Origin of the sequence: Robertmurraya korlensis NBRC 107688, from assembly GCF_001591645.1 — a bacterium.
Taxonomy (GTDB): domain Bacteria; phylum Bacillota; class Bacilli; order Bacillales; family Cytobacillaceae; genus Robertmurraya_A.
In genome coordinates, this window is record NZ_BCVH01000001.1 from 778,664 (window position 1) to 791,757 (window position 13,094).

The 13,094-nt window shown below is 37.6% G+C and carries 17 protein-coding genes, 1 pseudogene and 2 riboswitches; of the genes and pseudogenes, 9 read left to right on the plus strand and 9 right to left on the minus strand.

The features are described from left to right. Nucleotides 1–20 precede the first annotated feature (20 nt). From BKO01S_RS03900 to BKO01S_RS03920, 6 genes and pseudogenes are all read right to left on the minus strand, one after another. Nucleotides 21–794: a TerC family protein gene (locus BKO01S_RS03900; RefSeq protein WP_066048899.1), complete on the minus strand. Its 774-nt coding sequence runs from the start codon at nt 792–794 to the stop codon at nt 21–23. Nucleotides 795–922: 128 nt separating this feature from the next. Further along, nucleotides 923–1,255: pseudogene (locus BKO01S_RS03905) on the minus strand (redoxin domain-containing protein); the annotation flags it as partial. Nucleotides 1,256–1,270: 15 nt separating this feature from the next. Then, nucleotides 1,271–1,438: a lipoprotein gene (locus BKO01S_RS24570; RefSeq protein ID WP_198158758.1), complete on the minus strand. Its 168-nt coding sequence runs from the start codon at nt 1,436–1,438 to the stop codon at nt 1,271–1,273. A 19-nt stretch (nt 1,439–1,457) separates the two neighbouring features. Next, entirely contained in the window at nt 1,458–1,856 is a 399-nt protein-coding gene (locus BKO01S_RS03910; RefSeq protein ID WP_066048908.1) for a DoxX family protein, read from the minus strand. Nucleotides 1,857–1,916: 60 nt separating this feature from the next. Further along, on the minus strand, nt 1,917–2,771 hold the full coding sequence (locus BKO01S_RS03915; protein WP_066048912.1) for a M56 family metallopeptidase: 855 nt from the start codon (nt 2,769–2,771) through the stop codon (nt 1,917–1,919). Next, on the minus strand, nt 2,771–3,193 hold the full coding sequence (locus BKO01S_RS03920; protein WP_066048915.1) for a BlaI/MecI/CopY family transcriptional regulator: 423 nt from the start codon (nt 3,191–3,193) through the stop codon (nt 2,771–2,773). Before BKO01S_RS03920 ends, BKO01S_RS03915 begins: the two co-directional genes overlap by 1 nt. Before the next feature lie 178 nt (nt 3,194–3,371). On the opposite strand from BKO01S_RS03920, the gene BKO01S_RS03925 reads away from it, so the two are divergent. The 6 genes from BKO01S_RS03925 to BKO01S_RS03950 all read left to right on the plus strand — a co-directional run bounded on the left by BKO01S_RS03925 (nt 3,372) and on the right by BKO01S_RS03950 (nt 7,987). Next, entirely contained in the window at nt 3,372–4,022 is a 651-nt protein-coding gene (locus BKO01S_RS03925) for a YdeI/OmpD-associated family protein (RefSeq protein ID WP_066048918.1), read from the plus strand. A gap of 289 nt (nt 4,023–4,311) precedes the next feature. Beyond that, the gene (locus BKO01S_RS03930) at nt 4,312–5,934 is read left to right on the plus strand and encodes a flavin monoamine oxidase family protein (RefSeq protein WP_157077282.1); all 1,623 of its coding nucleotides are present in this window, start codon (nt 4,312–4,314) and stop codon (nt 5,932–5,934) included. A gap of 25 nt (nt 5,935–5,959) precedes the next feature. After that, a complete protein-coding gene (locus tag BKO01S_RS03935; RefSeq protein WP_066048921.1) occupies nt 5,960–6,490 on the plus strand; it encodes a Rid family hydrolase in 531 nt (176 codons plus the stop codon). A 15-nt stretch (nt 6,491–6,505) separates the two neighbouring features. Further along, the gene (locus tag BKO01S_RS03940) at nt 6,506–6,694 is read left to right on the plus strand and encodes a twin-arginine translocase TatA/TatE family subunit (RefSeq protein WP_066048924.1); all 189 of its coding nucleotides are present in this window, start codon (nt 6,506–6,508) and stop codon (nt 6,692–6,694) included. Nucleotides 6,695–6,755: 61 nt separating this feature from the next. After that, a complete protein-coding gene (tatC, locus tag BKO01S_RS03945; protein ID WP_066048925.1) occupies nt 6,756–7,484 on the plus strand; it encodes a twin-arginine translocase subunit TatC in 729 nt (242 codons plus the stop codon). Nucleotides 7,485–7,633: 149 nt separating this feature from the next. After that, complete coding sequence (locus BKO01S_RS03950) at nt 7,634–7,987, plus strand: putative zinc-binding protein (protein ID WP_066048926.1); 354 nt, start codon at nt 7,634–7,636, stop codon at nt 7,985–7,987. Nucleotides 7,988–8,034: 47 nt separating this feature from the next. Here the strand turns inward: BKO01S_RS03950 and BKO01S_RS03955 are convergent, their stop codons facing one another. From BKO01S_RS03955 to BKO01S_RS25150, 3 genes are read right to left on the minus strand one after another with little or no spacing between them, the layout of a single operon-like run. Next, nucleotides 8,035–8,535, minus strand: a complete 501-nt coding sequence (locus BKO01S_RS03955; RefSeq protein ID WP_066048929.1) for a GNAT family N-acetyltransferase — start codon at nt 8,533–8,535, stop codon at nt 8,035–8,037. Nucleotides 8,536–8,540: 5 nt separating this feature from the next. Continuing rightward, the gene (locus tag BKO01S_RS25145) at nt 8,541–9,149 is read right to left on the minus strand and encodes a glutathione S-transferase C-terminal domain-containing protein (RefSeq protein ID WP_369690984.1); all 609 of its coding nucleotides are present in this window, start codon (nt 9,147–9,149) and stop codon (nt 8,541–8,543) included. A gap of 3 nt (nt 9,150–9,152) precedes the next feature. Next, nucleotides 9,153–9,536 carry a glutathione S-transferase family protein gene (locus tag BKO01S_RS25150; protein ID WP_369690975.1) on the minus strand — a complete coding sequence of 128 codons (384 nt, stop codon included), beginning with the start codon at nt 9,534–9,536 and terminating at the stop codon, nt 9,153–9,155. Between the two features lie 317 nt (nt 9,537–9,853). On the opposite strand from BKO01S_RS25150, the gene BKO01S_RS03965 reads away from it, so the two are divergent. From BKO01S_RS03965 to BKO01S_RS03975, 3 genes are all read left to right on the plus strand, one after another. Further along, a complete protein-coding gene (locus BKO01S_RS03965; RefSeq protein WP_066048931.1) occupies nt 9,854–11,083 on the plus strand; it encodes a multidrug effflux MFS transporter in 1,230 nt (409 codons plus the stop codon). Between the two features lie 102 nt (nt 11,084–11,185). Continuing rightward, nucleotides 11,186–11,971: a LytA/YqiH family protein gene (locus BKO01S_RS03970; protein ID WP_066048935.1), complete on the plus strand. Its 786-nt coding sequence runs from the start codon at nt 11,186–11,188 to the stop codon at nt 11,969–11,971. Nucleotides 11,972–12,050: 79 nt separating this feature from the next. After that, nucleotides 12,051–12,244: riboswitch (cobalamin riboswitch) on the plus strand. A 159-nt stretch (nt 12,245–12,403) separates the two neighbouring features. Next, nucleotides 12,404–12,596, plus strand: a riboswitch (cobalamin riboswitch). Between the two features lie 111 nt (nt 12,597–12,707). Then, complete coding sequence (locus tag BKO01S_RS03975) at nt 12,708–13,091, plus strand: (2Fe-2S) ferredoxin domain-containing protein (protein ID WP_066048938.1); 384 nt, start codon at nt 12,708–12,710, stop codon at nt 13,089–13,091. Nucleotides 13,092–13,094: the final 3 nt, after the last annotated feature.

The window sequence follows — 13,094 nt, forward strand, 5'->3', positions numbered from 1 at the left end:
ATTGTCAGTTTAATAATAGTTTAGCTTTTTCCCGAATCACCCTCAACCTTTTCTTTAGAAAGAAACCAACCCAAAACCCCTATTAATAACAAAACGGACCAAAAGGTAAGTTTCCACTCGAATGACTTTGGAAATCCCTTTGGAAGATAAACTAAATCAGGATGGGCGAGGGTGTATACCGCCAATTTGATACCTACCCAGCCAACGATAAGAAAAGCAGCTGTCTCTAGCCCGGGCTTTCTGTGTAAAATACCTACAAAGAAATTAGCTGCAAATCTCATGATCACTAAACCAATAACCCCACCAGCTAATATTACTAAAAACTGACCTCCGTCTAATCCACCTATAGGAGGGAGTGGTGTTTCCGGAAGTGCAACAGCAAAGGCAACAGCTGCTAAAATGGCATCAACCGCAAAAGCTAAATCAGCTAATTCGACTTTTAATACGGTCATCCAAAACCCAGAACCTTGCTTTTCTTCCCCTGTTTTTTTGTTTTCTCCCTTTCGTAAAACAAACTTTTTAATAATGTGATTGATTGAAATAAATAAAAGGTAAAGAGACCCAATCGCTTGTACCTGCCAAACATCGACTAAAAATGAAATGATAAATAAGGAAGCAAAGCGAAAGACAAAGGCACCGGCTAAGCCGTAAAATAGAGCTTTCTTACGTTTTTCATCTGGTAAATGTTTCACCATAATCGCAATGACTAGGGCGTTATCAGCTGCCAAGATTCCTTCCAAGCCAATTAACACAATTAAAACCCAAAGATATTCAAGTAACAGGGCGGTATCCATAACAAACAACTCCTAGTTAAATAATTTCTCCATTACTTGTTACTGTGGCTTTATTAGAAATTAATATACTTACTATACTAAGAGGGTTATACAGAAAAAAATCCGCAGAAATTTCTGCGGAAAAAATATTATTGTTTTGCTAGTGATTGATATGCTTTTTTAATTTCCTTTACCGTTTCATCAAACTCTTCACCCCAAAGGTCATTGATGGTATGAAAGACAACATTTCCATCTTTGTCTAACATTCCATAGCCTCTATATGCCATGTCACCATTTTTCATTCCAAATAGATCAATCAATTCTAGTTCAGGGTCAGATACAAAGGGGATGCTACTTTCGAACTTGTCCACTAAAGCTTGATATAACTGCAATTGTTGATCAGGAGTATCACCACTTACGATATACATATTCACATCTAAATCCTCTAGTTGTGAGATTTTTTGATGCAGCTGAACTAGCTGCTGTTGACAGTGTGTTCAGGTATAGGTGGTAATAAAAAAGAATACAGCTGGTTTATCCTGTGGGAAAGTGATTTCCTTGTTATTTTGGTCAACCAATTTAAGAGTTCCATCCATTTTCTTCTGTCCGCAAGCGGTTAGAAGAAGGAGGGTGGCTAATAAAATAAATACTAGTTTCGTTTTCATTTAACACCTTTACCTTGTCTTATATTTGAGCTTGGGTTTCCTTCGTAGGAATTTTGGAATCTAAACTGAACATAGAACTACCGTTTATGGCTAAAAAGACAGTGATAGCAAGTATAACTACGTCTAATTCATATCCTCCCATAAAGCCTGCACCAATTTTTACTTTTAAGATGGCACCTAACATGATCAATCCAAGTAGTGCGGATACGATTTTGGTGCCTAACCCAACGATTAAGGCAACGCCACCAATAAGCTCAATTCCTGTAACAACGTAAGCGAGCAATCCTGGCAATCCCATACTTGCAAACCATCCAGCTGTATTTTCTATTCCTCCTTGTATTTTCGCTAATCCATGGACAAAGAAGGTAATTCCTAACACAACCCTTAGTAGTAGGGCCCCCATTTCATGTTTGTTCATTGATCATTCTCCTCTCATATAAGTTAAACTACATAATGTAGTGCGAAACCCCAAAAAATATTAGGCAACAGTGAGCAACACCATGCCTATGAAAAAAAGTAACACATGAATAGATATGAAGATGTTTTTTATTGTTAGTTTGATGGGTATCGATTGACTTGGTTCAACTAATTGCTGAAGCCTGAAGTTAATGGACCCACCAGAAAAATGAACCAAAGTGGGTGAGGCTTTTAACGAAACATGATATTTTATCAGCTTGATTAAAGCCGTGCTAAGCTCTAATTCCGAACCCATTTTTCTTACTGCGTACTCATCAGCAAGTATTTCACTAATGATACTATAGTTTTGTTGACACCACTTCGTTACCGGGATAAACCACAATGAATGAGCGATCAACTCTAGCATAAAAATCTTTAAAGGATCATGGTTATTTTTATGGAAGGTCTCGTGCTCAATAACAGCCCTTAACTCATTTTCTTCAAGGATTTGGATCATAGCTGTTGATAGAACAATAGTGGGTTTAATATATCCCATGGTGAATGCAAGTACGGAGTTACTCTTGATAACAATCAATTTGCCTTCGTGCCCATACTTACTAGTAATAAAAGCCGTTAATTCATCGTCCCTGCCTGCTAACAATCGTTTTGAAAATGTTTGAGTCAGGATCAATTGTTTTACTATCTTTAGTAAGGTTACTAAAAAAATATAGGTAAGAAGTGTGTTAATTAGTAAAATAACTAAAAAATAGTAGAAGGAATCCTCCATAAATAAGCTTAAGCAAAATTTAAAGAAGTTCATTTTTAACTGTGTTCCAAACAGCAAATGGGTAAGAAACATTCCCATCTGAACCCAAATAATCGTTGCTAACCCAAGGCTTAATAAAAGTAAGTAAAGTGATTTCTTTTTCCACCACATTATAACTTATCCTTTTTTAGTTGTTGGATTTTTTGTTCAAGTTTATCTAACAATGTCTCATCCACGTCTGTGAGGGAATCAATCATGTGACTAATCACAACTCCACCAAATTCATCGAGTAAATTTTCAGTTAGTTTTTTTGACTGTTCATCAAAAAACTCCACTTTTGATTGAATAGGACTGAATAGGGACATCCGACCACTAGCTCGTTTTTTAAGTACACCTTTTTCAACGAGCCGATTCATAACAGTCATAACGGTATTAAAGTTGATGCTTTTTTCAGAATCAAGGGCTTTCTGTACTTCTTTAATACTAAATTCCTCTTGCTCACTTTCCCAAAAAAGCTCCATGATTCTTGCTTCTAAAGGACCAAAAAATCGAGAAAGTCCTTCTTCATTGTACTTAAATCGTTTAATCGACAAGCTTATCACCATCCACTACTGATTGTAGTGTGTAATGAAAAGATAATCAAGTGAAAAACCTCCTATTAATAGAAATCTACTTCGAAATTTGATGATATAACTGATTATGATTTTAAATTTTTAATAACTATTGATAAAATAAATAAATATACTTGGTTGAAGGAGCAGGGAGTTAACTATGTCAATCATTGAAAAATTAAAACTTGATAAGTATTCACACATGGCTGTCATTAACCAGCCCAGTGATTATGCTATATTTTCAGGATACCAAACCTCATTAACCAATGACCATGATGCGATATTTATCTTTATTGAAACGCTGAATGAAATGGTCACGCATACACAACAAATCATTAACGACCACTTATTACTTGAAAAAGGCTACCTTTTTTTCGCATACCCGAAAAAGGGGAATAAACGATATAGCACCTATGTACATAGAGACGATATCTTTCCTGCGATGAGTGTAGGGAAGGACGGCTATATTAGCGAAAGTGATATTAAATTCGGGCGAATGGTAAGTATGGACGATGTGTTCACAGTCGTCGGTTTAAAGTGTGAGAAAAAGAAGGTAAAAAAGACACCAGCTGCCAGTCAATGTGTAGCTGATTATGAGGACAATATTAAAGATGTAGAGGCATTATTAGCAGACACACCGAATGAGCTTGCGTTTTACCAAAGCTTAACTCCGGGATATAAAAAAGACTGGGCGAGATACATATTCTCTGCCAAACAGCAACAAACAAAGGATAAACGACGGGGAGAAATGATAGAGGTCCTTTCACAAGGCTATAAAACCATGGATTTATACAAACAACAGAAGAAATAAGAATGACTGACGAATGAGACTGATGCTCATTCTTTTTTTTATACTAGGGAAGTAATTCTTTCTCCACGTATACTTCTATTCTCCTGAAATACCCTCAAAAATGTTTGGGCTTACAGTCATAAGAGAGATTCATTTTGACTCATCTTTTAAAAATAGATAAAAGGTCTATATTACCAATTTTAGTATTTTAGTAGAAAACCATGTTAGTATACCTAACAAGTTGTCTTTATTTTCTGAATTATAAGATTTACAATGGCTCTGTAGTGAAAACCTGAAGGGAGTCGATAATATGACGGGAAAGCTAGACAAGGTAGTGACCAGAAGAGATTTCTTAAACCAAGTAGGTAAAGTTGGTGGAGCTGTTGCCGTCTATGGAGCAATGGATTCCTTAGGTTTACTAGGAGGATCTATGTTTGCTAGTGCCTCATCATTCAACGCTCCAAAAAAGAGTGATTTAGTTATGGCGAACAAAATTGGAAAGAAAGTTGTGATTCTTGGAGCTGGGATTGCAGGACTTGCCTCAGCCTATGAATTAAGTAAGGCGGGCTATGATGTTCATATCCTCGAAGCACGTGACCGAACAGGAGGTAGAAACTGGACGGTACGAGGTGGAACGGAAGAAACAGAAATAAATGGTGTGAAGCAGGTAGCTAAATTTGAGAAGGGACAATATATGAATGCAGGTCCTGCTCGGATTCCTCAGCACCATGTGACCATTGATTATTGTCGTGAACTCGGAGTAGAGTTAGAAGTTTTTACAAATGCGAACGAAGCAGCCTATTATTATCAGGAAAATGCGGGTCCACTTTCAAATACGAAGATAAGAAAAAGAGAAATCAAGGCAGATACTCGTGGATATGTCGCCGAGCTTCTTACAAAGGCTGCGAACCAAACATCACTCGATGAAAACCTAACGTCTCAAGATATTGAAAGATTAACAGCCTATTTAACCCGAGATGGAGCGTTGAATTCTAGTAAAAAATACACAGGATCAAGCTATCGAGGGTACACTGAGCTCCCGGGCGCTGGCCTGAAACCAGGAACAATCGGTGCTCCTCACAAGTTTAACCATATACTCGAATCCGGAATGATGAACTACTTTAGTTCTGAATATTCCTTTGATCAGCAGATGTTAATGTTTCAGCCAGTAGGGGGAATGGATAGTATTCCGAAAGCGCTTGAAGCAAAGTTACCTGGAAAGATTACCTTTGGAGCAGAGATCCAGGAGATAAGACAAACGGCTGATGGTACTCGTGTAGTATATACGATTAAAGGCAAAACAAAAGAAATGACGGGTGATTATTGCATTTGCACAATACCCCTATCGGTATTGAAAAACATCCCAGCAGATTTTACCCCTGAAATGAATAATGCTATCAAGAGCATCAATTATGCAACAACAGGTAAAATCGCATTTCAATTTAAAAACCGTTTCTGGGAAACAGAGGACCGAATCATGGGTGGCATGACTACAACAAATATGGATATTAACCAAATTTGGTATCCATCATACGGATATTTATCTAAAAAAGGAGTGGTCATTGGATACTATAACTTCGGACAAGCAGCAGTGAATCTAGGAAATATGTCTATTGCTCAACGAGAAAAGCACGCCTTAGCTCAAGGGGCAAAAATACATAAGTCGTATACGAGTGAGTTTGAAAACTCCTTCTCTGTCGCGTGGCATAAAATCAAATACAACGAAGGCGGTTGGGCTTCTTATTCGGCTTCCGATTTAAAAAACTACTACCCAACTCTTAACGAACCTCAAGGTCGTATTTATCTTGCTGGAGAACATTTAAGCTATATGACAGGCTGGATGTCAGGAGCTTTTGAGTCTGCTAGAATTGCCGTTACCCAAATACATGAACGTACATTAAAAGAAACTAATACAAAAGTGAAAGTAGGTTGATCAAATGACTAAAGGAGCTGTTACTATGAATAAATCAAAAGCGAAAAAACTAGTGGCCTCTGTTGTATTTGGGACAAGCTTAATGGTGGGTGCTTATGCATTTGCTGGTTCGGAAAAAGCAGATTTGAAAACAGATAACGTCACCTTCTTTGGTACTCCTACTTCATCTATTTCAAGCTCTGTTTCCATACCCAAACAATATAATCAACTATGGATTAGTGGAACCGTCCCGCCTGTATTAAACAAAAATGGAACGACGATTTATGAAAGATATGGAGATACGGAAACACAGGCCATTGGGATTTTTAATAACCTAAAGTCCCAATTAGAAGCAAAAGGTTTATCTCTAAAGGATGTTACCTATTTACGAGTATACATTACGCCCGACGCAAATAAAGGAAATAAACAAGACTATCAAGGTTTCTTTAATGCCTACGCCAAATTCTTTAACACGGAAGAAAATCCTGTAAAAACAGCACGTTCGACCGTTGGAGTAGACAGTCTTGTAAACTCTGATTGGTTAATTGAAATCGAAGCGTTTGTTGCTTATAAATAAGAAGGGGGAAATCCTATGCTACAAAATATCGGAGTACCAGGTTTAATCTTAATTCTGGTGATTGCACTCGTTATATTCGGTCCCTCAAAGCTACCGGAAATTGGGCGTGCTTTTGGTAGAACATTAACAGAATTTAAAAATTCAACAAGAGAATTAGTAACGGGTGATTCGGAAGAAGAAAAAGTGAAAGAATTGAAGAATTAATTACAGGGAGAAGATGTAAACTTTGTTTGCATCTTCTTATCTTTAAAAGGGGTGTAGAATGATGGAAGAATATAAGATGCCTCTAATCGAGCATGCGGAAGAATTTAGAAAAAGACTCATCTATGTACTAGTGTCATTTGTTGTTCTTTTATTTTCAGGTTTTATTTTTGTGGATCGAATCTATGATTGGGTAGTCCACTCGGCTGAACAACAGTTAACTGTTTTAGGGCCGAGTGATATAATGTGGATTTATTTCGTTATAGCAGGTTCATTCGCACTTGTTTTTACCACACCAGTGGCTGTATATCATGGTTGGAGATTTGTTAGTCCTGGACTCCAAGCCACCGAAAAAAAAGCGTTGTTTTTATTTATGCCAGTCTTGATTCTCTTTTTCGTCATGGGACTGTCTTTTGGCTATTTTATTCTATTCCCCAGCGTCCTAACGTTTTTGACCAATTTAGCAGGCGACCATTTACATACGATGTACACAGCCGAAAAATATTTTAAGTTTCTATTAAACTTAACACTACCTATTGGTTTTTTATTTGAGATGCCGATTCTTATCATGCTACTGACTCGTCTTGGCATAATTAATCCTATTATGTTGACAAAAACGAGGAAAGTAGCCTACGTCATCTTAATGATTCTTTCAACACTAGTTACACCGCCAGACTTTATTTCCACGATTATTGTTTTTCTTCCATTAATCTCGCTATTTGAGCTAGGAATAAGCCTATCAAAATTTATTTACCGTAGAAAAGAAAGAATGCTTTATAAAGAGGCAAGTTAACAGAAAAAGATGCCTGGGAATTACCGAATGAGGATCAGGGAAGATAAATGTTAGAAAAGTAACATTCTTCACAGATTTCCTTGTTCCAAACCTTTACAGTAAATAAAAATCAGAACAGTTTGAAAAATAAACTGTAAGGGGGATTTCAAATGAAAAGAACACATTTGCCATTGGTTTACTCATGTTCTGGCTGTTCTTCCGCAGCCCAAACCGCAAATTTAATCGCTATCAAAATGGACCGAGAGGACATTGCTGAAATGTCTTGTATTGCAGGGGTCGGAGGAGATGTAAAACCACTAGTGAAAACGGCTAAATCAGGGAGGGAAATCATTGCTATTGATGGATGTCCGCTAGCCTGTACAAAAAACTGTCTATCAAGACATGATGTAGTACCAACTTATCATTTTGATTTATCTAATTTTAATGTAGTTAAGAAAAAAGGAGTGGATCCAGACGTAGATGTGTTTAGAGAGACATATGAAAGAATAGTAGAGCTAATTTAACCGATAAAAATAGGATCGTCCAAGAAAGGACGTATCCTATTTTTACGCTAAATGGATAGACGAAAGGCTTTCACTATGATTCCATCATTAGCAGGTTCAAAATCAAACTGAGGGAGACGTTCAAAGCCAATGTTTTCGTATAGCTTGATCGCATTAGTCATAAATTCCCCTGTATGTAACCCAACGGCCTGATAGCCCTTAGCTTTAGCTCGTTGAATGCATTCCTTTATTAATGCAAAAGCAATCCCTCTTCCTCTGTATTCTTCCTCAACTGCAAGTACCCGAATTTCAGGATGGTCCATTTCGCCAACCATTCCCTCATACGCATCCATTTTAGCAGGAAAAAGGGCAACGCTTCCTACGATTTTCCCGGCTATTTCTGCAACTAGTAGTTCAACACCTGGCTGACTGTCTGCATCCGAAGAGATTGCACTTTTAAGTGCCTCCCAATGTGCACTTGGTATTTTTTTAGCATGTTCCGCATATGCCTTTACACGTTGTTCACGTATTAAAGGAATTTCTATTTCTTTTGCTTCACGTATCATCATAATTTTTATACCTCCATCTTTCTCAGAAATTTGTCAGATTGATTACTTAGAACATGACGATGGTGCTCACTGTTCCAACCAGATAAATTAGGTCCCTTCGGCAATATTTTGACTGACGTATTGGTTGGATCAATGGTTATGGACGTATGATAATGTTTTTTAATCGCGTCAAAGTCAGTAGTATCACCAAAACCAGGGGTTTGATATAAATCTCTAGCATAGCCCCATAAATGCTTATATTGGCTGATAAGCTGACGATTGGTATTAAATTTGTTGTAGTAAGCAACATCAAACCTGACCAAAGTTGCATAAAGACGTACATCTGAATCGGTAATGTATTCCCCTAATAAAAAACGGTTAGTCGATAAACGCTCTTCAAACTCATCAAGCCGAGCAAATAACGTTTCATAAGCTTCTTCATATGCATCTTGTGATTGTGCAAACCCACACTTGTAAACTCCATTATTGATATCATGGAAAATAGTTTCATTTAACTTGTCGATTTCATTTCGAAGATGTTCAGGATATAGAAGGGGGGCATTATCTTTATGAAAGGGAACCCACTCCTTTTCCAGGTAATTGGTTAGTTTAAAATAATCATTGTTAACGACCAGATCCTACTTCACGTCTATTATGACAGGAACAGTTGGTCGCCCGGTATAATTTGGATCGGTTTTTTTATAGATTTCACTCATGTAGCGGATACCTAGAACCGGATCCACACCATCCTGATCAAGAGAAAATTCCCAATCCACATGAGGGAGCTGGGGGCGCAAAGGACTAACGGTCCCTAAACTGATTACATGTTCCAACCCAAGTACACTACGAACAATGACCGAGCGATGTGCCCATGGACACGCTTGAGACCATAGCAGGCGATATCGGTTGGCCTCGATTGGAAGCTCACCTGGTTCGTTACCAAAAGGAGTGGTAAATCGATTGACTTGCCTTTTAAAGGCACCTTCTTTAGTAAACTCATTTGAAACAGACTGTTCTTTCATTGGTACCATCCCTCTCGCAATGTTAAAAATACTCTGAATTTGAGACTTTAAGAAAATTTAGTCTTTTTTTATCTGGTCCGTCAATTTTTTTAGTAAGTATTCCAGAGAAGTTATCTCTGTCTTGCTGGCTACATGGTAACAATTAGTCCTTCATCCCTTGTGAAATCGCATACAAATTCTTATTGAATAATTACAGTAAAAATTTATATATTTCAAGTGCCGAAACAATTTACTTTACCGATGTGATGTTATAGAATGGTAAAGTTACAAACTTAGGAAATTATGAGTCTTTATTTTTTAGGAAAGGCGAGAGGAACTTGAACAATTTAACAGGTACAAAGCGTTTACAGCTGGCATTGCTTCTAGGATCTCTGGCGATCTTAGGTCCGTTTACCATTGATATGTATTTGCCTTCTTTTCCGACAATTGTAAAAGAGTTTGGTACAACGGCATCCTTCGTACAAATTAGTTTAACGTCGTGTTTATTAGGGTTGGGTGTAGGGCAATTAATTATTGGCCCGATGAGCGATGTGCAGGGTCGAAAAAAACCATTGCTAATCTTTCTAATTATGTATTTAGTGGCCTCTGCCATTTGTGCGTTTGCTCCAAATATATACTTTTTTATAGCTGCTCGTTTCTTACAAGGATTTTCGGCAGCAGGTGGAATCGTTATTTCGAGAGCAGTGGTTCGCGATAAGTTTAGTGGAAGAGAACTAACAAAGTTTTTTGCGTTATTAACATTAGTAAGCAACTTAGGTCCGATTATTGCCCCTGTTGTTGGGGGGACGATCTTGGCATTTACGAACTGGACAGGAGTTTTTATCGTTTTAAGTGTTGTTGGCCTAGTTCTATTTTTTACAGTATTTTCAAAGCTGGAAGAATCGCTACCTACGGAAAAGCGTGTTCCTAGTAATATAGGTCAAACCTTTAGCAACTTCGGGACATTATTAAAAGATCGACAGTTTACTGGATATGCCTTTACACAAGGTTTTATTGTCGCTGGAATTTTTGCTTATGTTTCTGGTACACCATTTGTGTATCAAAATATTTATGGTGTTTCTCCACAAGTATTTAGTTTATTATTTGGATTGAATGGGATTGGCTTAATTCTCGGGAGTCAGGCAGTAGGGAAATTCGTAGATGTAATCTCAGAGAAAACCTTTTTAATAATTGGTCTGACCATGTCCAATCTAGCTGGAGCGGTACTTCTTGTTGCGTTATTATTAAAGGCTCCCCTAATCGCGGTTGTTATTCCTATATTCTTCTTCGTCGCATCTATCGGGATTATTGGAACCACATCGTTTTCACTAGCCATGGAGTCTCAAGGCCATATTGCTGGTAGTGCATCAGCGTTATTAGGCTTATTACCCTTTATTCTAGGCTCCATCTCGTCACCACTTGTTGGGATTGCTGGTGAAAATTCAGCCATTCCGATGGGAGCGATTATTTTTGGAGCTAGCTTTCTAGCTTTTCTCTCTTATTTTCTTTTCGTACGAAAAGCTTCCGTCGTGAAACCAATAGAAGAACCTGGAAAAATTTCAGTCTAACCACTAGACACTATCCTATATGGGTAGTGTTTTTTTGTAAAATATGTAACATATTCCAGTCCTCTCCGTCTATATTGAAATAGACATAAAGGGGATAGAAAAATGGCTACAGTGAAGAGTGTGATTGGCTCAATGTTTTTACTTAGTCTGCTTACTGGGTGTGGAGTAGAGGACACAACATCGAAAACAGGTAATGCATCTTTAAAAACAAAGGATATTTATATACAGAAAAAGGATGTTCATTTAGAACAACAACCGTTAGATCTAGAAGGAAAAGGAACTTATGTAGGTCAAATGGATCCGCATTCCATTGAAATTAGTATCGATGGAGTTCCAACAGCGTTTCAACTGACAGATCAAGCAATCTCTCAACTATCTAGCATCCAAGACGGAACGGACGTCGAGTTTGTATATACAGACACAGATAAAGAACAAAAAACGATAGAGAGATTTGTCAAAGCAGAAGGAGAAATTCATTTAATACATTCCGTGCTTCAACTTGACCAAGAGCTAACTGATTTGGTAATAAAGCTTCATGATACGAAAGAAAGTAGTATTTTAAAAGATATGAGTGCTTTTGAGATATTTGCTATGTATATGTACACAAAAGCGGGTCAAGATTTTGACACTCTTTATTATTTTCATGAACTAGACTCTCATTCTATCTCTGTTGAGCAATTTAAAAAAGAAAACATGACACAAGAGGCCATTTCACAAAATGATTCTTTTATGAAAAAGCTTGATCAAGTAAGAAAATTTAAGGTAATCCAAACAGGAGACAATCGAGCAATGGTATCATTTCAATTACCTAATGAAGAGCATGTGTATGAATTTAAATTAATAAAAACGTCTAATGGTTGGCATGCCATGTGGATTCCGTTTCAATAGGTAATTCTGTCATGTTCAAAATTTAAGTAGTTGAAAAATAAGAAATATTCATCTAATATAGAATCTAGCTTAAATGAATAGTTTTCCAGTAGATTAAGATGCCTTATGAGGCTTAATAGGGAATCTGGTGCAAATCCAGAGCTGTACCCGCAACTGTAAGTGTGGACGAAATAAGAATACCACTGTATGCATTCGTTTGTCGTATGAATACGGGAAGGTCTTAAAGTAGGAAGAAGCATAAGTCAGGAGACCTATCTTAATTTTATACGTTTCAGTTTCTCCGGGGATAGAGAAGGTGTTTCGATGGTAAGAATTGACGTAATTTTCATTTGTCTTTTCCTGCTTTCGTTTCATCCGCTCATTCCTTCGAGCGGATTTTTTTGTGGAATTGCTCATATATACGGACGAACAGAAATACATTTAAGTGTCAACTTCATAGTTTACTTGATGGGTGTAAAAGCAATCATAAGGCTTTTGCTTAAAAGGGAAGCACGGTGAAAAACCGTCGCGGTACCCGCCACTGTAATGGGGAGCTTTGTTACAATTTGTCACTGAGTAAAATCGGGAAGACGTAACGATAGCTATGAACCAAAGCCAGGAGACCTGCCGATTAAGTGTGTCACTTACCTACGGGACTATAGGTAGATGTGTAGAAAAATGTACCTTCCGTATGTTCTTATGCACCTCTATTTGTAGGGGTGCTTTTTTATTTTAAAAAATAAGGGGAGTGGAACAGATGACGACTTGGAATTTACAAGGAACCAAGCAGCACATCTTGATTTGTAACGGAAGCAGTTGTATGAGAAAAGGGGGAGAAGAAGTAACGCAAGCGATTCGTGATGAAATTACACAGTTGGGGTTAGATGATGTTGTTCATACGACAAGAACTAGATGTAATGGGCGATGCAAGGATGCCTGTGTGACCATTGTTTATCCAGAAGGAACCTGGTATAAGGCTCTTACAGAAGAAATGGGACGCGAGATCGTCCGAAGTCATATCGGGCAAGGTAACATACTAGAAGATTCTGTAATCTATACATACGAACAGGAGGGCTTCGTGGCTCCCGAAACCTCAGATAGCATTGAGGGGATTTCAAAAAAGGTAAAAGAAGAGGTATAACCA